This window comes from Bacteroides sp. An51A, assembly GCF_002161565.1.
In the GTDB taxonomy this organism is placed as follows: domain Bacteria; phylum Bacteroidota; class Bacteroidia; order Bacteroidales; family Bacteroidaceae; genus Phocaeicola; species Phocaeicola intestinalis.
Genome location: NZ_NFIC01000001.1, coordinates 116,816 through 140,345, shown reverse-complemented (window position 1 = coordinate 140,345; position 23,530 = coordinate 116,816). Strand labels below are relative to the sequence as shown.

Below are 23,530 nucleotides of genomic sequence, written 5' to 3'. Positions count from 1 at the left end.
CATGAAGATGAAGAAAATAATATATTCTTACGTATTTATATCTTTATTTGCGGCTGCAATGGGGGGTAGTATATCGTCTTGTGTGGATTTGGAAATTCCACCGTTGAATATTGTTACAGATAATGAAATTCTGACCTCTCGTGATGGAGTGACTGCTTATATGGCACGTCTTTACAGCATGTTACCGATGGAAGATTTCCGTTATGTATATAATAAGGGATTCGGAAGTGGGGATGCTCCCCGTGAACAACCTTCTTGCTGGAGCGGAGAAGCTATAAGCCGTGATGTTACAGGAGTGAGATACGAAAGTTTCAATGCCTGGAATCATGCTTATACATTGATTCGTGAAGCTAATTATTTGATGGAAGAGTTGCCCAATTATGCATCAAATCACGATGCGGCAGATATACAGCATTGGATAGCTGAAGCTCATTTTGTTCGGGCTTATGCTTATTTTGCTTTGGCAAAACGTTATGGTGGAGTTCCTAAGGTGGATAAGTTTATTGATTATCCGGCAGAAGTGACTATTGAGGAAACACAACTTTATCGTGATTCGGAAGAAACTATTTGGGATTTTATTTCTTCTGATTTGGATTATGCCATAGAGAATCTTCCTCTTGTCAGCGACCAAAAAGGACGTGCCAATAAATATGTAGCTGCTGCATTCAAGTCACGCGCCATGCTGTTTGCTGGTTCTATTGCTAAATATAATGAAGTAGAATTAGAATATAATGGGGCTAGAGTGTGTGGTATTCCTGAAAATAGAGCCGCGGATTACTTCAAGCAAGCTTATGATGCTTCGTTGATAGTGGATGAAGGTGGTTATGCATTGTATAAAGGAGAATGGCAAGAAGGTAATTTGGAAGCTCAGTATAATAACTATGTGAATATTTTCTTGAAGGATACAGAAGAAAATATATTTGTGCGCTATTTCTTGTATCCGGATAATGTACATTCATTTGGAACGGTAGGACAATCTGTTCAGACATCTACAGGCGGAAGCCATTCAGAAATTTGCCCGACTTTGGAGTTTGTTGAAATGTTTGATGGATTTGATAAAGATGCAAACGGACATTTTGAGTGTTTTGACGAGAATGGTCATTATAAATTATATAATACGACGATGGAACCGTTTGCTCATTGTGAACCCCGTTTGCGTGCGACGGTGTTGCTTCCGGGTGATGAGTTTAAAGGAGAATCTATCGAACTGAGACGAGGTATTTATGTCGGTGAAGTGGAAGGAGGCATTGATCCTTTATTGGCTGTAGGGACAACAGGTTTTTATGACGACCAGCCTCAATACAGTAATGATGCAACCAGTTTGTTGAAACTTTCAAAAAATGATGTGAATAACAATGATGAAAGTACGTGGATTACTTTATCGGATGGAACAAGAATGGCCCGTTCTGGTAAGAGTGGTATGATGTACAATCCTTCTACGGGATGTGGTATTTCTGGTTTTCTTATCCGCAAATATATGGATCCTAATCAGACGAATACGGATTGGAACCAGTCATCAACGAATTGGATTGATTTGCGGTATGCAGAGGTTCTGCTGAATAGAGCTGAAGCTGCTGCGGAACTTGTTTCATTGAATGCAGAAAATGGTTCTGCTTATAAAACGGAAGCATATCGTTGCATTAATATGATTAGGGAACGTGCCGGTGCTGACTTGATGACATCTGAAAATGAGTTGACGATTGACCAAGTAAGAAAAGAAAGACGCAAGGAGTTAGGTTTCGAAAATAAAACCTATTGGGACTTAAGACGTTGGCGTATTTTGGATGATGAGCAAAATAGCAAGACTTATCGTACTTTACAAGCATTTATGGCTGCAAAAGCTACAAAATATTTTATGGATGTCAAATTGGTCGAACAGAATTATGTATTTACTTATGATAGTCGTTATTACTATCAACAGATACCTAACGATGAGATTCAAAAAGACCCTAACATCAAACAAAATCCTGGTTTTTAAAAATAGTTTATTATGAGATACATTAAAGATTTATTTATATTGTTTTGTGTGGCAATTTCATTGACCTCATGCAGATATGACAATTATGATGAACCTTCTGAAACGCTGAGAGGGGATATTGTGGACAAGGTGACAAAAGAACCTTACCAGACGGCTATCGGTCCTACAGGAGTGCGTCTTCGTTTGATGGAGTATAGTTGGAGCGATACACCGACTCCTTACGATTTTTATTGTAAAATGGATGGAACATTTCAAAATACAAAGTTATTTCCAGGAAGATATGGAGTAACTCCTACAGGGGCATTTGTGCCTATTGAAGAACAAATTGTAAATATTGAAGGTGAATGTGTGTTACATTATGAAGTAGAACCTTTCCTGCGCTTGGAATGGGTAGGTGAACCTGTGGTAAATGCAGAAGGAACTGCTGATATTCAAGTGAAAATTACAAGAGGAACAGATAATCCTGATTATCAGGATGACATAGCAGAAGTGTGGTTGTTTGTGAGTGAAACAAGTTATGTGGGAGATTTTAGCTATAGCCCTCGTTTTTCCACTCATTTGCTTGGCGAAAATGTAAGTGATATCTTGGATAAGACCATTACGATTCGTACGGGACAACCTCAAGGACCGGGTGAGGGTAATGCTCAAAATTTGTTCCCTACTTATGCACGTAAATTCTTTTTACGTGTAGGAGCCAGAATCAACAGACAAGTAGAAGGACAGAATGTATATAATTATACTACGGTAAAAGAGATTCAGACTGTTGACCGGGAATAACAAACAATTACAAAACTAAAATGTAAGATAAATGAATAAGAATCATATAGTTGTAACGTTATTTTTGATGGCTTGCATGGGTAGTACGGCTGCCCATGCAGCACATCACCTTTGGACGATTGGGAACAGTGACAATTCGGCTGAAGAGTTTGCCTTGGCACCTTCGGGATACAAGCAGTTCCTGGCTCATGACTTTGGGTATGAGGACCGCTATTATTTAATCAATCGTTCTGCTTTGAAATCAGATTTCCCCTATGTCTTGCCTGGACCGGATGATACGTGGGGAGGAACATGGGGAACTTCCGGATGGAGAACACACGATGTCAATATCTTGTTTAACTTGGATAAGGTACAACGTGGGCAGTGGAAACTGGTACTTGATTTGGTCGGTTCTGCTCCAAGCCGTTCGGTAGTGAAGATAAAGGTGAACAATAAGGAACAGAAGTATGAAATCAAGGGAAACTCGAAGGAGGTACTTGAAGGCAAATGGGCAACAGCCGAAGAGCGTGTGTTGGAATTGCCTTTACGTGCTGAGGATTTGAAAGCTGGAGGGAACCAGGTAACGATTTCGGTACTGGAAGGTGGCTGGATTGTGTTCGACCAAGTCCGTATGGAAGCACCTGCTTCTGCTCGGTTGGGAACGGACAATGAATATGCGTTTTTACGTAATGTGGCTCCTGCTGCCTATGAAGTGGAACAGGAAGGCAAGAAGTTTCAGCCTTTGCTGGTAGATGTCGAACACTTGTCTGGCAATCCGGAACTTTCTGTGAAATTGGACGGTGAGGATATTTTGTCTGCCCGGTTGGATACGGCACGTTATGTGTTGGAAGCTCCTATGCCTGCGGTCTTGAAAAGTAAGAAGAGCAAGTATCAGGTATTCGTTAACGGTCAATTACTGGAAGAAGGTAAGGTGACCCGTTCTGCACAACCTTTGCAGACGGCTGCGGATTATGTGGATACGCAATTGGGTACGGCTCATTCACGTTGGATGATTGCACCGGGACCTTGGATGCCTTTCAGTATGGTAAAGTTAAGTCCCGACAACCAGAACATGGGGTGGCAGGCTGGCTATCAGCCTACATTTGAGACATTGGGCTGTTTCAGCCATATTCATGAGTGGACGATGGGAGGATTGGGCATGATGCCGACCAACGGCAAACTGTTTACGAAAGTAGGAGACCAGTTCAGACCGGATGAAGGTTATCGTTCGCGTATTGATAAGACGACGGAAGAAGCACCGTTGGGCTATTACAAAGTATATTTGAGCGATACGCGTATTTGGGCGGAAGTAACAGCTACGGAAAGAGCCAGCTTCCAGAAATATACTTTCCCGGAAGATGAAGACGGGCGCGTGATGATTGATTTGCATATTCAGGCGGAGTATGATTATCTGTTGAAGGATGTGCAGATCCGGAAGGTCGGTGAAAACCGGATTGAAGGATATAGTCATCAGTTGTCTCCTCGTCCTACGGTATGGAGTAACGATGCCGATCAGGAGTATGTGGTGAATTTTGTGATAGAGTTTGATGCGCCGATAAAAAAGATTGGAGGTTGGAAGAACAATGAAGTGCTGGATGTGGATGCAATCAGTGGAAAAGACTTAAAGGACGCCGGACTGTTTGTCGAGTTTGATACGAAGTCGCATCCGGTGGTGCAGGCAAGAACCGGCATATCGTTGGTCAGCGTAGACAATGCGGCTGAAAATCTGAAAACGGAAATAACCGACCGATTCGGTTGGGACTTTGAGGCAGTAGTGCAGAACCAGAAGAATGTCTGGAATGAAATATTCTCGCGGGTACAGATTACATCGAATGACAGGATGGAAAAAGTACGTTTCTATTCGAATATGTATCGTGCAATGTGCCGCAACACATGGAGTGATGTCAATGGCGAGTGGATGTCACCTGATGAGAAGGTACGCAAATTCTCCAATCCCAATCATGTTGCGTTAGGTTGTGATGCTTTTTGGAATTCTTTCTGGAACCTGAACCAGTTCTGGAATCTGGTGACCCCTGAATGGTCATCCAAGTGGGTCAATTCACAATTGGCTTTGTATGATTCCAATGGTTGGCTGGCGAAGGGACCGGCAGGAATGGAATACATTCCCGTCATGGTGGCAGAGCACGAAATCCCTCAGATTGTATCCGCCTATCAAATGGGGATCCGTGATTTTGATGTCATGAAAGCGTTTGAAGCTTGTAAGAAGATGCAGACTACTCCTGCTACTCATGTGGCTGGTGGTTTTGCTGGCAATCGGGATTTGATACCTTATCTGAAGTATCATTATGTGCCGATGGAAAAAGGACGCTTTTCCAATACGATGGAATACTCTTATGATGATTGGACCGTAGGACAGTTTGCCAAAGCTTTGGGGCTTTATGATGACTATAAAACGTATAGCGAGCGGGGAGAGTGGTGGAGAAATGCCATGAATCCGGAGAATGGCTTTTGTCAGTTAAGGGATACATTGGGGCATTTTGTTCCGGATTTTGACCCGTTCAAGTCGGGAGCTAACCAACATTATGTGGAAGGTAATGCCTGGCAGTTAAGTTTGTTTGTTCCTCAGAACCTTCCTGCTTTGGTTGACTTTATCGGCAAAGACAAGTTTGTGGAACGGTTGGAATGGGGATTTCAGGCAAGCGAGTCGTGGAGGTATAATGCGCCGAACGACCAATATTGGGATCACCCTGTGGTACAGGGAAACCAGCAATCCATGCATTTCGCCTTTTTGTTCAATTGGGCAGGAAAGCCTTGGCTGACCCAAAAATGGTCTCGCTCCATCATTGACAGATATTATGGATATGGAATAGCCAATGCTTATCTGGGTGATGAAGACCAGGGGCAGATGAGTGCCTGGTTCGTGATGGCTGCTTTGGGACTGTTCCAGACCGATGGGGGTTGTCGGGTAGAACCTATTTATGAAATAGCCAGTCCTCTTTTTGAGAAGGTTGTTATCGATTTGGGCGGTCGCTATCATAGAGGTAAACAATTTGTGATAGAAGCCAAGAATGTTTCGAGGAAGAACAAATATGTGCAAAGTGCCATGTTGAACGGCAAACGTCTGGATACGTTCTTCTTTCCTGCATCCGAATTGTTGAAAGGTGGAGAACTGATTTTGGAAATGGGGGATACCCCTAATACTTCCTGGGGAGTTAAAACATTATATATAAAATAAGAGACCTATGAATTGGAAATATTTATTAGGTGTCATATTGGGAGTTTTATGTTTGCCGTTATCGGCAAACATAAAACATACCGAAATATATGTGCCAATTAAAAAAGAATTGATAGAAGTGAAAGCCAGTAGTGAGTTTAAAGGCTTTCCTGCTATAGAGACGATTAATGGGAGTGGATTAGTAAATCGTTATCATCATTCTCATAATTTGGGGCATATGATGTGGATTTCTGTTCCTTCTACTCAAGCGGTATCTGCAACAAAAGATACTCATAAAGGGGTCGTTTGGTTAATGTATACTTTTGATAAACCGCAGTCCGTTGATTTGTTGGAGATTTGGAATCATAATCAAAGTGACCATACAAATCGTGGATTGCAGAAAGTTTATTTGCAGTATTCGGAAAATGGTGAGAACTGGAAGACCTTGAAAAACGGGAGTAAAGATTATTTTATTATACCTGAATCTAAAGGCAAGAAACTGGAACCTGCGGATTTTGCTTTGGACCTGCATGGTATCACAATGAAATCGTTTGTGATTACAGCTGATTTGGAAAAAGGTAATTACTATCATGATGGTAATGAAAAGACGTTACAGGATGCCCGTCATAGTAATCAAAATATAGATTATTATGGATTAAGTGAAGTGCGTTTTTATAAGCTGAAGAATTGTAGTGTTAACACGTTGCCTCGTATCAATGATTTTCGTTTTACGGCGGCGCAGGCTTATGTACGTTCTTCTGAGGGACCTTGTAGAGAGTTTACGGTTGAGTGTGAGCAACCGATTTATGCAGGAGGAAAATTGATTGTTGAGTGGGAGGGAAAAAAGAAAATCTGTGAGATTCAGCCCTCTAAAACAGGTATTACTACATATACTTCTACTTTCCCGGCAGGTATGATGGAAAATAAGGCAGATGTTAAAGTGACATTTGTTTCTCCACAGGGTACTTGCGATAAGTTTTTTTCTGTTGAAGGAGCTAGAAAATGGACGGTATATTTTTTGCCTCATTCTCATCTTGATATTGGTTACACTCATAGACATGAAGATGTTTTGGCTTTACAGTGGAGAAATTTGGAGCGTGCTATGGATTTGGCAGAAGCGACAAAGGCTTATCCACAAGGTGCACAATTCCATTGGAATTCAGAGACAATGTGGTGTGTGGCTGAATATTTGAAAAAGCATCAAGGGACTCCCAAAGCAGAACGTTTGAAAGCTGCAATAAAAGATGGAGTAATTGGCCTGGATGCTTCATTGGCCAGCATGCTTACGGGAATTTGCAAACAAGAGGAAATGACCCATTTGTTTGATGATGCTTACTTGTTGGAAAAAGAATTAGGGATTACTATTAATACGGCGATGATGTCGGATGTCCCTGGTGCTTCTTGGGGTATAGTTACGGCAATGGCACAAAATGGAGTTAAATATTTTTCAATGGCTCCCAATTATGTTCCATTTTATCCACCTGTAGGGGGAAGTAGAGTGGGAAATGTGCATCGTGAATGGGGAGATTATCCTTTTTATTGGGAGTCTGCTTCTGGTAAGGAACGGATTCTTTTTTGGTCTGCAGGTAAAGGCTATTCTTTTTTTCATAGTTGGTTGACTGATAAGTTGTCGTCTTGTGGAACAGAACCTATTTGGGAATATCTTACTGAATTGGAAAGGAAGCCTTATCCATATGATATTGCGTATTTCAGATATACAATTCAAGGAGATAATGGTCCGCCTGATGATTTGATGCCGGAAATTATAAAAGAATGGAATGAAAAATATGAATATCCTAAATTCGTTATAGGTACGACAAAACAATTGTTTACTGATTTTGAGTCCAAATATGCGGATTGTTTGCCTATATTTAAAGGAGATATGACTCCTTATTGGGAAGATGGTGCCGCATCTACAGCAAAAGAATTGGCAATGAACCGTCAAAGTTCTGACCGGTTGAATCAATCAGAAATATTATGGTCGTTATTACGAAGAAATGATTGTCCGGTTCAGGATATGATAGAAGGTTGGAGAAATGTGGTTTTGTTTTCAGAACATACATGGGGAGCATCTGCCAGTGGTCCGGAGCCAGAGTCTGATTTTACGAAATTATTATGGAAACAGAAACGTGATTTTGCTGTAAAAGGTGATTCATTGTCTTCGTTAGTGTATCATAAGGCATTGAATACATTGCAGTCGTTCGGGAAAAATGATTTTGTTCAGGTTTTTAATACGCAATCTTGGACACGTTCAGATGTGGCTTTCCTGATTTCTGATGATGATTTGTCACAGAAGATTTTAGTAGATGAGCAGGGAAATCATATATTTCTTCAAAAAACGTCAGAAGAGAATAGATGGGCATTCATCGCTCAAGATGTACCTCCGTTAGGATCGAAGGTTTATAAAATTGAGAAAATGAATAAGAAAATGGAGTATCCGAGTCTTTTTTCTTTTCATGGAGATACATTAAAGAATGATGTGCTGGCTTTGTGCATAAACCGTAAATATGGTACAATTTCTTCTTTGAAGATGAAAAATTGTGATTGGAATTATGCAGGTGGAAATGGGCTGAATCGTTATTTTCATTCATCACGGAATGCGGAAAACTTGCAAATGGCTGAGGTGAAGGATGTGAAGCTGATACAGAAAGGACCAGTTTTTGCAACGGTGCGTATCCTGTCGGTGGCACCTGGGTGCAATTCCTTGACTCAAGATATAACGATTTATGCAGGACTTGATAAAGTGGACATAGTCAATACCTTGGACAAGAAAAAGGATTACGAGTATGAGAATATACGTTTTGAATTTCCTTTTAATGTAGAAAATTCTCAACTTCGGATGGATATTCCTTTTGAAGAAGTAGGGCCGGAACGAGAACAATTGGCAGGAGCGAATAAGAATTTTTATTCTGTAAATAATGGAGTGGCAGTAGAAGGTATGAAGCATGGAGTCTTTTTGTCCTTGATTGATACTCCGATTATGGAAATCGGTGAAATGACCGGGGAGGCTTGGTTGAAAGATTCTAAAGAATTTTTGGAATGGAGTAACTCGGCAAAATTATCTCCTGTGATTTACTCGTGGGTAATGAATAATTCTTGGAGAACAAACTACAAAGCTTCTCAAGAAGGTATTTGTTCTTTGAGATATACGATTGTACCTTTTGATCCGAATGTGCGTGACTTTAGAAATAAAGGTATTGAGATATCTCAACCATTGGTAGCATCTTGTTCGTCGGTTGGCAAGAATTTTGATAGTATGTTTACGTTGCGTGGCAATCATCATATAACTATTTCTACGATACGTCCGTGCAATGATGGAAAATCTTTGCTAATTCGCTTGATGAACCCTTCTCGTATGGTAGCTCATTCTGGTTTTGAATGGGGGAGTATAAAGCCAAAGAGAGTTTTTAAGTGTGATAATAAAGGGAATTTCAAGGATAATATCCCAGAGACGTCTTTCTGGATGAAACCTTTTGAAACATTGACTTTAAAACTGGAATTAGAATGAAACTGAATTTAAAAACATTTATAGCTGTAATTGGGATGTTTAGCTTGACAATAGATGGCTATGCAGAAGAAAAAGAGTTGATTGATTATGTGAATCCCAACATAGGAACGGCTCATTGTCGCTGGTTCTTTTATACTCCTGCTGCCGTGCCTTTTGGAATGGCAAAATTGGCACCTTCCACTGATGCTCATTTAGGAAATCCTGGGGGGTGGCAGGCTGTAGGATATGATTTTCGTCATACATCGATAGAAGGATTTGCTAATTTTCATGAGTTCCAAGTGGGAGGTGTCGTGATTGCACCAACTGTAGGTAAACTGCAGACGGTTCCTGGAGAACTTGATAATCCGGATGGTGGATACCGTTCTCGTTTTGATAAAAAAGATGAAGTTGCAGATCCGGGATATTATTCGGTTGTTTTGAAAGACTATCAGGTCAAGGCGGAACTTACCGTAACAAAAAGAGTCGGTTTTCATCGCTATACTTATCCGGAATCAGAACAGTCAAATCTGATTTTTGATATCGGAAACAAGCAAGGTGAAAGCGGAGAGGTTGTTGATGCATGTGTACGGTACACTTCTGATGGACGTGTAGAAGGGTATGTAGTGACCTCTCCTGTATATGTCAATATTTATCAGAAGGGTGCCAATGTGCGTATGTATTTTTCTGCTTTGATTGACAAGAAGCCTGATCAGGTTGGCACATTTATTAAAGATAAGATTATGCTTGGACAGTCGGAAGTGAAAGGGCCGGGAGCTGGGTTATATCTTACTTTTTCCACACATAAAGATGAGGCTGTAAACATTAAAATCGGATTATCTTACACTTCTGTGGAAAATGCTCGTTTGAACATGCAGGAAGAAGCGGCTGGACTGGATTTCGACATGGCTCATGCGCAAGCTTCCAAGATATGGAATGATGCGTTGGGAAGGATTGTTGTGGAAGGTGGCAAGCAAGATGATAAGGTGAAATTTTATACAGGACTGTTTCATGCTTTGCTTGGTAGAGGGTTGGCCAGTGATTGTAATGGATGTTATCCCAAGAATGACGGAAGTGTAGGGCGTATACCGCTTGGGAAAGACGGAAAGCCTTTGCATCATCATTATAACACGGATGCTATTTGGGGAGGATTTTGGAATTTGACTCAATTGTGGACCTTGGCTTATCCTGAATATTATTCTGAGTTTGTAAACAGCCAGCTGCTTGTTTATAAGGATGCAGGTTGGTTAGGAGATGGCATAGCTTGCAGCAAATATGTGTCCGGAGTGGGGACAAATTTTACGAGTCTTGCCATAGCTGCGGCTTATAATTGTGGTATACGTACTTTTGATGTGGATTTAGGTTATGAAGCTGCATTGAAAAATGAAATCGAATGGAGAAACCGAATTGAAGGTGCAGGGAAGATGGATGTGCGTCAATTTGTAGAACGTGGCTATTCTCCTTATGAACCTCGGTTTGATATGAAGACAACGAAAGAAGGCTCGGGGTTTGCCGCTTCGCATACAATGGAATATTGTTTCAGTAGCTATGCTGTCGGACAGTTTGCCAAGCATTTGGGTAAAATGGAGGATTATAAAAAGTTGCATAAATTATCAGAAGGTTGGAAGTTGTTGTTTGATAAAGAAACCCGTTTAATTCGTCCTAAAGATACTCAAGGCAATTTTATTAAAGATTTTAATCCTTTGGCTCCTTGGAAAGGATTTCAAGAAGGAAATGCGGTGCAATATACATTTTATGTACCTCACCAAATTGAAGATTTAGTCAATATGGTAGGAAAAGATGAATTTAATACCCGTTTGGACAGCATTTTTTTATTATCGCAAAAAAATGTTTTTGGAGGAGGACAGACGGTAGACGCTTTTGCTGGTTTGAATACAGTGTACAATCATGGAAATCAGCCCAATCTTCATATTTCGTGGTTGTTTAATTTTTCCGGCAAGCCTTATTTGTCGCAAAAATGGGTGCATGCCATATTGAATGAATTTTATGGTGTTGAGGGCATTCACGGATATGGTTATGGTCAAGATGAAGATCAAGGGCAATTAGGAGCATGGTATGTCATGTCTTCAATTGGATTGTTTGATGTGAAAGGTTTGACCGAAATTAATCCTCAGTTTCAGATTGGGGCTCCTTTGTTTGACAAAGTAACGATTCGTTTGAATAAAAAATACTATTCAGGTGATACGTTTACGATTCAGGCAGAGCGGGATGTTGAAGATGCCTGTTATATTCATTCGATTAACTTGAATGGCAAGACAAGAAATACGGTTATGCTGCCTTTTGAAGAGGTCGTAAATGGAGGGTATTTGTCGTTGGACTTATCACAGACACCAAATACACTCTTAACACATTGATATATGAAGGTTCGGTTTCCATTGGCATGGTTATCCGTGTTGCCTATGACTATGCTTGCACAACAAAGTGTTATGCCTCAAGGCAAACATCCTAATATCGTCTGTGTCTTTATGGAGGACCATGCATTTCAGACGATAAGTGCTTATGGACATCCTATTTCAAAGGTTGCTCCGATGCTGAATATCGATCGACTGGCAGAACGGGGAATGCTGTTTACTGAATCTTTCGTGTAAAATTCCATATCAGGAACTAGTCGGTCTACGCTGTTGACAGGGCTTTATAGTCATCAGTACGGGCAGACTCGGCTAGGGTGTTGTTTGGATAAGACTTTTTACCGAATTGTTGGAGAAAAAAGAGAAATTAAAGTAATCGAATAAATCGAATAAAATTGACGAGTGTATGAAAATCACGATGATAATAAAATCCTTCCCCGTCTTAGCAGCATTCTTCGTTATGGGGTTTTGCGACATAGTCGGCATTTCGTCCGACTATATGCAGCAGAGTTTCGGTTGGTCGTCCACGATGACGGGGTTCGTGCCTTCGATGGTGTTTATCTGGTTCTTGTTTCTGGGGATACCTGTCGGAAATAAAATGAATACTTGGGGACGGAAAAATACCGTTCTGATTAGCATGGGCATTACGGTGGTCGGGATGTTCTTGCCTTTGCTCAGTTATAGCAGCCTGACCTGTATTGCTGCTTATGTCTTGTTGGGAATAGGAAATGCCATTTTGCAGATATCGCTGAATCCTTTGCTGAACAATGTGATACGTGACCGAAATTTACTTACGAGCAGCTTGACGGCCGGCCAGGTCATCAAGGCTGTCTCTTCGCTGGTAGGACCGGAAATCGTGTTGTTTGCTACCTTGCACTTTGGTGGAGAACATTGGTATTATTGTTTCCCGATTTTGGGTGCGATAACGTTGTTTTTTGCTTTTTGGCTGATGCTTACCCCGATTGAGCGGGAGCAGCGTGCTGGCGAAACAGTATCGGTGCGGGATTCTTTTTCCTTGCTGAAAGACCGGACAGTCCTGGTATTGTTTCTGGGCATTTTCTTTATTGTGGGAGTGGATGTGGCCACGAATTATATCAGTTCGAAATTGATGGCTACCCGTTACGCTTGGGGGGAAGAACAAGTGAAATTTGCTCCGCAGGTGTATTTTATGAGCCGTACGATAGGAGCTTTGTTAGGAACATTTCTATTGGCGCGTATATCCGGTGTGCGTTATTTCCGATGGAATATACTTGTGTGCACGTTGTCATTGGCAATCTTGTTGGTTGCAGGTAATGCGGCACTGAGCCTGGTATGTATCGGAGGTATCGGTTTCTTTGCCTCTTCGGTATTTTCCATTATTTATTCTTATGCGTTTCAGGAATGTCCTTCTAAGATCAACCAGATGTCGGGTTTGATGATAACCGCCGTAGCCGGAGGAGGAATCGTGACTCCTTTCCTGGGGTTTGCCATTGACCTGGCGGGTATCACGGCCGGTTTGTGCGTCATTTTGGCATGTGTCTTGTATCTGGTATATTGTGCTTTTGCACTCAAGGCAAACAAGGAAAGATAGAAAATTTTTTGTGCCGGAGTGCTCGGCTTGCAGCTTCCGTATCTGTATACCTTTGGATAAGGGCAGGTGCGGAAGCTTTTTTGTTTGGTCGGTTTTGCCTTGCCGTTTTGCCTTGCCAATCATCTGTAAAAGAAAAAAATACCTAAATTCTTTGTGGGTTCGGATAAAAGCCGTACCTTTGCAAGCCGATTATTATCAAATAGTATAATTTAAAATCTGACACCTTCTTTTTTCTTTTGTCCGGGAAAGGAGGAGCGTGGAGGATAGTTTTTTAGTAGTTAACATTTTAAAACCAATTTAAGAGTGGATACTTTAAGTTACAAGACCATTTCTGCAAACAAGGCTACTGTGAACAAAGAGTGGGTCATAGTAGATGCTACCGATCAGGTTGTAGGCCGTCTCGGTGCTAAAGTTGCGAAACTTTTGAGAGGTAAGTACAAACCGAACTTTACCCCTCACGTAGATTGTGGCGATAATGTGATTATCATTAACGCAAGTAAAGTGAAATTTACAGGTAACAAATGGACTGACAAGATTTACCTGAGCTATACAGGTTATCCGGGTGGTCAGCGTGAAATTACTCCGGCTCGTTTGATGCAGAAGCCTAACGGTGCAGAAAAACTGATGAAACGTACTGTAAAAGGTATGCTCCCCAAGAACCGTCTGGGTGCCAAACTGTTGGGTAATCTGTATGTGTATGAAGGTGCTGAGCACAAGCATGAAGCTCAGTCTCCGAAGTTAATCGATATTAATTCACTTAAATAATCAAGCATGGAAGTAGTAAATGCATTAGGCAGACGTAAAAGCGCAGTTGCTCGTGTTTTCGTTAGCGAAGGTACAGGAAAGATTACTATTAACAAGAGAGACCTTGCACAGTACTTTCCATCTCCTATTCTGCAATATGTAGTAAAACAGCCGTTGAATAAATTGGAAGTGGCTGAAAAATATGATATCAAAGTAAATCTGAACGGTGGTGGTTTTACTGGACAGTCTCAGGCTTTGCGTCTGGCTATCGCCCGCGCATTGGTGAAAATTAATCCGGAAGACAAGAAGGCACTTCGTGCAGAAGGTTTCATGACTCGTGATTCACGTGAGGTTGAACGTAAGAAACCGGGTCGTCCGAAAGCACGCCGCAGATTCCAGTTCAGTAAACGTTAATTTGAGTTCTTAGTTTTTAAGTTTGTTAGTTCTTTAGTTTATAAGGCTTGTATGGAAGCTTAAACTCACAAAACTTAAAATCTTAAAAACTCAAAAACTTAAAAAGGCGTTTAGTATCTAAACTGTCTGGACTCTTCCTGCAAGGGGTTTGTGGAGAGACTACCCGGCAGTTGGTTCATTACAAACAAAAAAGAAAGTAAACGATTAAACAATTAAAACATGTCAAGAGTAAATTTTGATACTTTATTGGAGGCTGGTTGCCACTTCGGACACTTGAAAAGAAAGTGGAACCCTGCAATGGCTCCTTATATCTTTATGGAACGCAACGGAATACATATCATCGACCTGAACAAAACCGTTGCCAAAGTTGACGAAGCTGCTGAAGCTTTGAAACAAATTGCAAAATCAGGAAAGAAGATCCTGTTCGTTGCTACTAAGAAACAAGCAAAACAGATTGTAGCAGAAAAAGCTGCATCTGTAAACATGCCTTACGTTATCGAGCGTTGGCCGGGCGGTATGCTGACCAACTTCCCTACTATCCGCAAGGCTGTAAAGAAAATGGCTACTATTGATAAGCTTACCAACGACGGTACATATGCAAACCTTTCGAAGAGAGAAATCCTTCAGATTTCACGTCAGCGTGCCAAATTGGAAAAGAACCTGGGTTCTATCGCTGACTTGACTCGTCTGCCGTCTGCATTGTTCGTGATTGACGTGATGAAAGAAAACATTGCTGTCCGCGAAGCAAATCGTTTGGGTATTCCTGTATTTGGTATCGTAGATACTAATTCAGATCCGAACAATGTGGATTATGTAATCCCTGCTAATGACGATGCAACAAAATCTATCGAAGTGATTCTTGATGCTTGCTGCGGTGCCATGGCTGAAGGTTTGGAAGAAAGAAAAGCTGAAAAGGTAGATATGGAAGCTGCCGGTGAAAATGCTCCGAAAGCTCCGAAGAAGAAAGCTGCCAAGGCTCGTATGGACAAGGCTGAGCAAGATGCCATCAATGCATCAAAGGCTGCTGCGTTCATCTCTAAGGAAGACGAAGAAGCTTAAATATAATTTTTAATTGAGAGTTGAGAGTTGAAAGTTGAGAGTTACTAAATAAAGCGATTCTCAATTCTCTGTTCTCAGCTCTCAATTTGCATTAGAACGATTATTATTCATTTAAATAAAACAAGATTATTATGGCTGTAAGTATGGCTGATATCACCAAGCTCCGTAAAATGACAGGAGCTGGTATGATGGACTGTAAAAACGCTTTAACAGAATCTGAAGGCGATTTCGATAAAGCAATGGAAATTATCCGTAAAAAAGGACAGGCAGTAGCTGCAAAACGTTCTGACCGTGAAACTTCAGAAGGTTGTGTACTGGCTAAGTCTACCGGTGATTATGCTGCAATGATTGCCTTGAAATGTGAAACCGACTTCGTTGCCAAGAATGCTGATTTCGTAGCATTGACTCAGGCTATTCTGGATGCTGCTATTGCAAACAAATGCCAGACTTTGGATGAAGTGAAAGCTTTGCCGATGGGTAATGGTACGATTGCAGATGCAGTGGTAGAACGCAGTGGTGTGACTGGCGAAAAGACCGAGTTGGATGGTTACAACTTCGTATCGGGTGCTTGTACCGCCGTTTACAATCACATGAACAAGAACCAGCTTTGTACAATCGTTGCTTTCAACAAAGTATGCGATGCACAGGTGGCTCACGAAATCTGCATGCAGATTGCAGCTATGAACCCGATTGCTATTGATGAAGACGGCGTTCCCGAAGCTGTGAAACAAGAAGAAATCAACGTAGCCGTTGAAAAGACAAAGGCTGAACAAGTGCAGAAAGCGGTAGATGCAGCTTTGAAGAAAGCCGGTATCAATCCTGCTCACGTAGACAGCGAAGAGCATATGGAAAGCAACATGGCTAAGGGTTGGATTACAGCCGAAGATGTAGCCAAAGCAAAAGAAATCAAAGCGACAGTTGCTGCCGAGAAATCGGCCAACTTGCCTCAGGCTATGATTGAAAATATTGCGAAAGGCCGTTTGGGCAAATTCTTGAAAGAAGTTTGCTTGCTGAAGCAGGAAAGCATCATGGACCCGAAAAAGACGGTTGCAGAAGTATTGAAAGCTGCAGATCCGGAATTGGTGGTAACAGAATTCAAACGCTTCACTTTGCGTGCTGAATAATTGTTGTAGTTAAAGATTTTAAGAGCTGTCTTCAATATTTGAGAGGGCAGCTCTTTTTTATGCGAAATCTGTTTCTATATTCTTGTCGATGGAATCTCATCGGATATAAGGATTTGTCCGTCGTTTCATTTCATTTTGCACACTTACTTATGATTGCATTGGAAAAGGCAATTAATCATTTAGCCAGTCCTATATTACTGGGATTGCAGTTTTGATGCGTCAGGATTGCAGTCCTATATCTATTAGGACTGCAGTCCTAGTAGTACGCTCGGCATGAGCATTGTCTAACGGGTGTAAGTCCCGAGTGAGCCCTAATAGCGGGAATCACATAGCCCAAGGCAAGGGTGTCCATCGCGAGGTGGAATCTGAAGGAAGCCGGCGGCAAACATCTGGTCTAACGAACAGAAACTTCATACAAGGCATTTGACCGTGGGTAAGGTTTCTACACAAACCAAAGCCCGATAGCTATTCGGAACGGTCGGTGTAAATGAAGTAGGCATAAGATGGAAAGACAATGCCCTTATCCGAGGAGGTCTCACGGACGCATGGCGAAGACGTACCCATTCGATGTGCCCTGACGGAGTAAAGCTTGCCGTGAGAAGTCAGCAGAGGTTATAGTACCTAAGACACGTGTGTCTATGGGGAAGGACCGAATCGCGCAGTGCAATAGTAAATGACTGCTACCCTTGAGACTCTTTTGTAGTCAGATGTCCGAAAGGAGCTTCCCTACTCACCACGATAGGACGGAATCCGACAATAGAGTAGGAGTGACGCTAGTCCGAGGGATGGCTGAAAACAACTTGCCACACATCGTGAGATGAGAAAGCGCGAAACCGCCGTATGCGGAACCGCTTGTACGGTGGTGTGGGAGGTCGGTAAATGTGAAAGTAGGAGGCAAATGCCTTTCTATGATTAGCATTTACCTCCTACCCGATTATTAGGATTATGCGAGGACTGGTATGCATCTTGCTACGCAACCGGCTTATACAGGAAAAGCAAATGGTAAGGTGAGGGTATTATTTCCGTATCCTCGGCAAATTTTTATCAAATAAGCTGTTTTTGAATTTATCGTCCAAAGCACGCACGAAAACGGATACATCAAGCCAAGAAAAACTTTTTGTCGAAATTCAAAACAGTTTCTTGGCCTTCTTTCTTTACCGCATTCTATTCTGTTTCTTTTTCTGCTAATTGTTTCCGGTATTGTTTGGGAGAAACTCCAATGTAGCGCTTTACGTATTTCCCGAAGAAAGACATGTTGGGGAAGTCCAGCTCGTTGACGATTTCCTTGATACTTTTTTCTGATTTCTTCAACATGTAGAGTACATCCTTGATGACGTATTGGTTGATGATGTCGGAAGCGGTTTCTCCGGATATCTCCTTGCATACGGCAGAGAGGTATTTGGGTGTGACGTGCAGCTTGTCGGCATAAACCGCTACCATCCGCGGCTTGGGATACGATGAGACAAGCAGGTGCAGGAACTCTTTGAACAGCCGTTCGCTGGAAGAATAGGTAGGCGTTGCGAATTTCCCGAAGCGTTCCATGGCGTCATGAAATTCGTAAAGGAATGCTTGTATCAGTGAGTCGACGATTTCTTTTTGATGGCGTAGCGGAGTTCCGGTCAGTTTCGAACGGAGCAAGTCATAATACTGGCAAAACATGTCGGCTTCTTCGGGTTTTAGCGTGAGGATGGGGTTCTGCTCCAGGTATTTCAGGATATCCCAGCTGTTGTTCGAAATTACTGCAAGCTGGTTGATGTATTCCGGCGACATGCAGATGCAGCGGAACTGTACGTCTGCACTGACCATACTTTTTTCCAATATGATGTTGGGGTGGCAGATGAGCAGGTCGTATTCGTTCATCGTATAGGCTTCGCCGTTGATGTAGAGCGAGGCTCTTCCTTTGATGCAGAGGGCAGCTATGATGAATTCTACTCTGACGGCATTGGTTTGGCCTAATGTATGTAAGTCATCGATAAGGGCGAGCCGGTTGTCGCAATAGGTAGCGATGTGTTCTTTCGCTACTGTGTTCAGATTTCCTTGTGTGATATCCATGTTCTTATTTTCTTTTGTTTGCTGTGGCAAAATAAGTCATTATTTCTTGAAAAGACCTGATTCCAATCTCTTGAAGACTGTTCTGTTTGTCTTATTGGGCTGTATTGTTGGAAAATAGAACATTTATCAAGGAAAATAAAGCCATGTAATTTGGACTAAACTTGTTTCCTTTGCGCAGAATTTTAAAACAGTAACTATGGACAAAAAGGTTATTTTGCCGGTGTGCGCCGCTGTACTCTTGCTTGCAGGATGCGGTCAGGAAGAACAGCAGAAGACGCAAGATGTGGTTAAGGTAAAAACAATGCAGGTCGCTCCGGCGGCGATTGAAGGCACGCGTTGCTTTTCGGGTACGGTAGAAGAAACGGCAGGCACGCCGCTCAGCTTTCCGGTAATGGGAACGGTAGAGGCTGTTCATTTCCGGTTGGGTGACCGGATAGGGAAGGGGCAGCTTCTGGCTTCGGTAGACCCAACGTCGATGCAGAGCAGTTATGATGCGGCAAAAGCCACGCTGGTGCAGGCGGAAGATGCCTATCGGCGTATGAAAGAACTGCACGACAAAGGCAGTTTGCCCGAGATACAGTGGGTAGAGGTGCAGAGCAAACTCCAGCAGGCACGCTCGATGGAAGAAATGGCGCAGAAGAACTTGAAGGACTGTAAGCTGTACGCACCCTTTAGTGGTGTGATAGCAGATAAGTCGGTAGAGGTAGGGCAGAACGTAGTGCCCGGCATGGCAGTGGGTAAGTTGGTGGGAGTGAGCCAGCTGAAAGTGAAGATAGCGGTGCCCGAAGCCGAGATAGGCAGCATCGCCTTGCGCCAGCAGGCGGTCATTAAAGTGCCTGCGCTGGGAGATAAGGTGTTCGCAAGTGTGGTGAGCGAGAAAGGCATTGTTGCCAATCCGATGTCGCGCTCTTACGAAGTGAAGCTGGATGTGACGGATACAGATGGTTCTCTGATGCCGGGCATGGTAGCAGAAGTCAGTCTGGCGGGTGGAAACGCAGGAGCACAGGTGGTGATACCGGCACGTATTGTGCAACTTGATGAACAGAACCGTTCGTTCGTATGGGTAGACAATCAAAGTGTTGCAGAAAAGCGGGTGATTGTCTGCGGCGATTTTTCCGGAAACGGGGTCATTGTCACTTCCGGGCTGAATGCCGGCGACCGCATCATTGTGGAAGGCCAGCAGAAGGTATGCAACGGAACAATTATAAATGAAGAATGAAGAACAAAGGATGAAGAATATGCTGTTTTCATTCTTAGAAGCTGTTTTGAATTTATCGTGCGATGATTTGGGATGAGTTTTTGAGGCATTTTCGCTTCTGTGATGAGGAAGATAGCGGGCTATCTGACGAAGAACAGGAGCGGAAAGGACCAAAAAATCGCCCAAAGCACACACGAAAAAGGATACATCAAGCCAAGAAAAACTTTTGGGAGAAATTCAAAACAGCTTCTTAATATAAGAGACTTATGGAAAAGAAGAAACGTAACTTTGTGGAATGGGCGATGCACTACCGGCAGATTGTTATTCTTGTAGTGACCTGTCTGGTGGCATTCGGTGTGTACAGTTTGCCCGAAATGCGTAAGAATGAGTTTCCCGACTTTACCGTGCGGCAGGGAGTCGTGGTAGCTGTGGCTCCCGGAAATACGGCGCAGGAAATGGTGGAGCAGGTTACCAAACCGCTGGAAGAATACATTTTCACTTATAAGGAAGTAAAAAAGGAGAAAACTTTTTCGAAAAGCCGCGACGGCATTGTTTACATACAGGTGGAGCTGAACGATGACCTGACGAACAAAGACGAGTTCTGGAGCAAGTTCAAGCATGGCGTGTCGCAGTTCAAGGCGCAACTGCCCGGCAACGTGCTGGCACTGGTGGTGCAAGACGATTTCGGCGATACTTCCGCCCTGCTGATTACGATGGAGAGCGAAGACAAGACCTATCGTGAACTGGATGACTATATGGACTTACTGCAAGGTCGCCTGCGCCGCATCAACTCCGTAGGACGCATGACGGTGAGCGGGATGCAGAACGAACAGATATCGGTTTATCTTGACCACGACCGTCTTTCGAAGTACGGGCTGAACGAACAGACGCTCGCCCTCAGCCTGATGCAGAAAGGCTTTATTACCGGCGGAGGGCGCGTGAAGAACGGCACGATGGTAGAGCCTATCTACGTCAGCCGCTCACTCAATACCGTGCGCGATGTGCAGGAACAAATAGTCTATACCGATCCGCAGGGCAACACCGTGCGGCTGAAAGACGTGGCACGGGTGGTGCGCGAATATCCCGACCCAGACAGCTACATCACCAACAACGGCCGTAAGTGCCTCCTGCTCTCCGTCGAGATGAAGAAGGGGCAGAACATCGTGGCAATGGGCGATGAAATCAATAAGGTGCTGGACGAGTTTCAACAGGAATTGCCGACGGATGTCAGCATCTTCCGCATTACTGACCAGCCGAAGGTGGTGGACGACAGTGTGTCGAACTTCCTGCACGAACTCATCATTGCTATCGTGGCGGTGGTCATCGTGGTGATGCTCCTGCTGCCCTTGCGTGTGGCATTGGTGGCTGCATCTACCATCCCGATTACCATATTTATATCGTTGGGACTGTTTTATGTTTTCGGTATCGAGTTGAATACCGTGACGTTGGCTGCGTTGATAGTCACGTTGGGTATGATTGTGGATAACTCCATTGTCATCATCGACAGCTACTTGGAGAAGCTGGGCGAAGGGATGTCACGCTGGCATGCTTCCATCTACAGTACCATGCACTTCCTCAAGTCCATTTTCTCCGCTACGCTCGCCATCAGCATCACGTTCTTCCCGTTTCTGTTTACGTTGACGGGTATGCTGAACGAGTTCGTGCTGAGTTTCCCGTGGGCGGTTTCCATCGTGTTGGGCGTGTCGTTGCTCGTGGCTACGCTACTTGTGCCTTTCATGCAGTTCTGGTTTATCCGCAAGCCTATGGGAGTAAAGGTGAATAAAGACGGCAAGAAGCCGTTCAACTTCCTCGACCTCTTGCAGAAACATTACAACTGGCTGTTCGGCAAGTGCTTCGCTCATCCCAAGATAACGGTGGCTGTCGGCGTGGTTTCTATCGTGGTGGGTGCTGTGATGTTGGCTGGTTTGCCCCAACGTATCCTGCCTGTGGCAGACCGCAACCAGTTTGCCGTGGAGATATACCTCCCTACAGGTACGGATGTGGATGTGACGGCACAGGTGGCGGACAGCATGGAACACATCTTGAGCCAAGATCCGCGTGTGGTCAGCATCGCCTCTTTCAAAGGATGCGCCTCGCCCCGTTTCCAGACGGCATACGCACCCCAAATACCTGGCACCAACTATGCACAGTTCATCGTAAACACTACCGGTGTGAAGGACACCGAGGCACTTTTGGCGGAATACACACCGAAGTACACCGAATACTTTCCCGGTGCCCGCGTGCGTTTCAAGCAATTAAGCTATAGCGAGGCTGTCTATCCCATCGAGGTGCGCCTGTCGGGCGAGGATTTGGAGGCAATCAAGCATGACGCACAGGCAGTGCTGGAGGAGCTGAAGCGGATGCCGGGACTTATCCTTGTGCAGACCGATTTCAACGAGCCGTTGCCTGCCATTGCCGTCAATCTGAAAGAAGACGAGGCAACCCGCTTAGGCGTGACCAATCTGGGGCTGGAGTCTACCCTTGCCATGCGTTATGGAGACGGGTTGGCGATAGCTAATGTATGGGAGGGCGATTACGGCATTCCCGTCAAGCTGAAAAGCGAGAAGGCGGATCGTGCCTTGCCTGTTGAGGTGAAGGACGAACTGATACCTGTTGCTGCCGGACTTGCTGATGTGCCTTTGCGGCAGGTAGCCGATGTGGTGCCCACGTGGAAGGAGGGACAGGTAGTGCGTCGCAACGGAATCTACACCGCTACCGTGCAGGCTGACTTGGCTGTCGGAGAAAATGCCCTGAAAATGACTGCCAGGGTGCAGGAGATGATGAAAGGTGTCGAACTGTCTGAGGGGGTGACGGTCAGCTACGGCGGTGAGATGGAGAAAACCGGTGAGATGATGCCGCAAATCATGGGCGGACTGATGTTGGCAGTTGCCATCATCTTTTTCATCCTTCTGACTCACTTCCGCAAGATCAGCATTGCCTTGCTTATTTTCGGCAGCATGACACTCTGTGTCTTCGGTACTGCTTTCGGTGTATGGATTCAAGGTGTAGACTTCAGCATCACTGCTATTCTAGGCGTAGTGAGCCTCATGGGTATCATTGTGCGCAACGGCATTATCATGATAGACTATGCCGAAGAGTTGCGCGCTACGGAGCACATGACTGCCAGCGAAGCTATCTATCATTCCGCCCTGCGGCGTATGCGTCCTATCTTCCTCACGTCGGCTGCCGCCTCGATGGGTGTTATCCCGATGATATTGGGCAAGTCGAGTCTATGGATGCCGATGGGTACGGTCATTTGTTACGGTACACTCATCACGATGTTGTTCATTCTTACTGTCCTGCCGTGCCTGTACCTGCTTACTTTCCGAGGCAGCAGCAAGAAACGTGAAAAATGGGATGCCTTGGAGCAACAGTGATACTCTTGTTAGGGTGTTGATGATATCCCATGTATGGGGTCGGATACACCTTATATTATATATAGAATGCAAAACAGAAATTGAATATCCGTAAACATCTCCTGTAGGAACGTATCGCATACGCCCGAATGCGCCAACTGATCCACGTGGATGTTTTCAGGGCGTATGCGATACGCCCCTACAGGGCAATTGGGTAAAATGCGGATATTCATTAAACAGAAATAACGTTG

The 23,530-nt window shown here is 43.7% G+C and carries 14 protein-coding genes; 13 read left to right on the top strand and 1 reads right to left on the bottom strand.

Translation table 11 applies throughout. The features are described 5' to 3' along the window. Position 1: 1 nt before the first annotated feature. The 10 genes from B5G04_RS00515 (at position 2) to tsf (ending at position 16,673) form a co-directional block, all read left to right on the top strand. A complete protein-coding gene (locus tag B5G04_RS00515; protein ID WP_087395094.1) occupies positions 2–1,978 on the top strand; it encodes a RagB/SusD family nutrient uptake outer membrane protein in 1,977 nt (658 codons plus the stop codon). A gap of 12 nt (positions 1,979–1,990) precedes the next feature. Further along, the gene (locus B5G04_RS00510) at positions 1,991–2,755 is read left to right on the top strand and encodes a DUF3823 domain-containing protein (protein ID WP_087395090.1); all 765 of its coding nucleotides are present in this window, start codon (positions 1,991–1,993) and stop codon (positions 2,753–2,755) included. Positions 2,756–2,786: 31 nt separating this feature from the next. Then, positions 2,787–5,930: a GH92 family glycosyl hydrolase gene (locus B5G04_RS00505; protein ID WP_087395087.1), complete on the top strand. Its 3,144-nt coding sequence runs from the start codon at positions 2,787–2,789 to the stop codon at positions 5,928–5,930. A gap of 7 nt (positions 5,931–5,937) precedes the next feature. Beyond that, on the top strand, positions 5,938–9,417 hold the full coding sequence (locus tag B5G04_RS00500; RefSeq protein ID WP_087395084.1) for a glycoside hydrolase family 38 C-terminal domain-containing protein: 3,480 nt from the start codon (positions 5,938–5,940) through the stop codon (positions 9,415–9,417). Then, positions 9,414–11,768, top strand: a complete 2,355-nt coding sequence (locus B5G04_RS00495) for a GH92 family glycosyl hydrolase (RefSeq protein ID WP_087395082.1) — start codon at positions 9,414–9,416, stop codon at positions 11,766–11,768. Before B5G04_RS00500 ends, B5G04_RS00495 begins: the two co-directional genes overlap by 4 nt. Before the next feature lie 412 nt (positions 11,769–12,180). Next, positions 12,181–13,332, top strand: coding sequence for an MFS transporter (locus B5G04_RS00490; RefSeq protein ID WP_239413992.1), 1,152 nt, complete (start codon positions 12,181–12,183; stop codon positions 13,330–13,332). A 303-nt stretch (positions 13,333–13,635) separates the two neighbouring features. After that, positions 13,636–14,097 carry a 50S ribosomal protein L13 gene (gene rplM / locus B5G04_RS00485; RefSeq protein ID WP_022039235.1) on the top strand — a complete coding sequence of 154 codons (462 nt, stop codon included), beginning with the start codon at positions 13,636–13,638 and terminating at the stop codon, positions 14,095–14,097. 6 nt (positions 14,098–14,103) lie between these two features. Continuing rightward, on the top strand, positions 14,104–14,490 hold the full coding sequence (gene rpsI, locus B5G04_RS00480) for a 30S ribosomal protein S9 (RefSeq protein WP_087212153.1): 387 nt from the start codon (positions 14,104–14,106) through the stop codon (positions 14,488–14,490). Positions 14,491–14,709: 219 nt separating this feature from the next. Beyond that, complete coding sequence (rpsB, locus tag B5G04_RS00475) at positions 14,710–15,549, top strand: 30S ribosomal protein S2 (protein ID WP_087212155.1); 840 nt, start codon at positions 14,710–14,712, stop codon at positions 15,547–15,549. 131 nt (positions 15,550–15,680) lie between these two features. Then, positions 15,681–16,673, top strand: a complete 993-nt coding sequence (tsf, locus tag B5G04_RS00470; protein ID WP_087212158.1) for a translation elongation factor Ts — start codon at positions 15,681–15,683, stop codon at positions 16,671–16,673. Between the two features lie 1,164 nt (positions 16,674–17,837). Here the strand turns inward: tsf and B5G04_RS00460 are convergent. Continuing rightward, on the bottom strand, positions 17,838–18,725 hold the full coding sequence (locus B5G04_RS00460) for a helix-turn-helix domain-containing protein (RefSeq protein WP_087395076.1): 888 nt from the start codon (positions 18,723–18,725) through the stop codon (positions 17,838–17,840). Positions 18,726–18,921: 196 nt separating this feature from the next. Here B5G04_RS00460 and B5G04_RS00455 point away from each other — a divergent pair, with 196 nt between their 5' ends. The 3 genes from B5G04_RS00455 to B5G04_RS00445 all read left to right on the top strand — a co-directional run bounded on the left by B5G04_RS00455 (position 18,922) and on the right by B5G04_RS00445 (position 23,300). Further along, positions 18,922–19,944, top strand: coding sequence for an efflux RND transporter periplasmic adaptor subunit (locus tag B5G04_RS00455; RefSeq protein WP_022038725.1), 1,023 nt, complete (start codon positions 18,922–18,924; stop codon positions 19,942–19,944). 62 nt (positions 19,945–20,006) lie between these two features. Beyond that, positions 20,007–20,177: a hypothetical protein gene (locus B5G04_RS19550; RefSeq protein WP_158100009.1), complete on the top strand. Its 171-nt coding sequence runs from the start codon at positions 20,007–20,009 to the stop codon at positions 20,175–20,177. A 12-nt stretch (positions 20,178–20,189) separates the two neighbouring features. Beyond that, entirely contained in the window at positions 20,190–23,300 is a 3,111-nt protein-coding gene (locus B5G04_RS00445) for an efflux RND transporter permease subunit (RefSeq protein ID WP_087395070.1), read from the top strand. Positions 23,301–23,530 lie beyond the last annotated feature (230 nt).

What these genes read in the sequence shown, in the direction of transcription:
- B5G04_RS00515 (WP_087395094.1), top strand. Translation starts at nt 2, where the DNA reads ATGAAGATGAAGAAAATAATATATTCTTACGTATTTATATCTTTATTT.
- B5G04_RS00510 (WP_087395090.1), top strand. Translation starts at nt 1,991, where the DNA reads ATGAGATACATTAAAGATTTATTTATATTGTTTTGTGTGGCAATTTCA.
- B5G04_RS00505 (WP_087395087.1), top strand. Translation starts at nt 2,787, where the DNA reads ATGAATAAGAATCATATAGTTGTAACGTTATTTTTGATGGCTTGCATG.
- B5G04_RS00500 (WP_087395084.1), top strand. Translation starts at nt 5,938, where the DNA reads ATGAATTGGAAATATTTATTAGGTGTCATATTGGGAGTTTTATGTTTG.
- B5G04_RS00495 (WP_087395082.1), top strand. Translation starts at nt 9,414, where the DNA reads ATGAAACTGAATTTAAAAACATTTATAGCTGTAATTGGGATGTTTAGC.
- B5G04_RS00490 (WP_239413992.1), top strand. Translation starts at nt 12,181, where the DNA reads ATGATAATAAAATCCTTCCCCGTCTTAGCAGCATTCTTCGTTATGGGG.
- rpsI (WP_087212153.1), top strand. Translation starts at nt 14,104, where the DNA reads ATGGAAGTAGTAAATGCATTAGGCAGACGTAAAAGCGCAGTTGCTCGT.
- rpsB (WP_087212155.1), top strand. Translation starts at nt 14,710, where the DNA reads ATGTCAAGAGTAAATTTTGATACTTTATTGGAGGCTGGTTGCCACTTC.
- tsf (WP_087212158.1), top strand. Translation starts at nt 15,681, where the DNA reads ATGGCTGTAAGTATGGCTGATATCACCAAGCTCCGTAAAATGACAGGA.
- B5G04_RS00460 (WP_087395076.1), bottom strand. Translation starts at nt 18,725, where the DNA reads ATGGATATCACACAAGGAAATCTGAACACAGTAGCGAAAGAACACATC.
- B5G04_RS00455 (WP_022038725.1), top strand. Translation starts at nt 18,922, where the DNA reads ATGGACAAAAAGGTTATTTTGCCGGTGTGCGCCGCTGTACTCTTGCTT.
- B5G04_RS19550 (WP_158100009.1), top strand. Translation starts at nt 20,007, where the DNA reads ATGATTTGGGATGAGTTTTTGAGGCATTTTCGCTTCTGTGATGAGGAA.
- B5G04_RS00445 (WP_087395070.1), top strand. Translation starts at nt 20,190, where the DNA reads ATGGAAAAGAAGAAACGTAACTTTGTGGAATGGGCGATGCACTACCGG.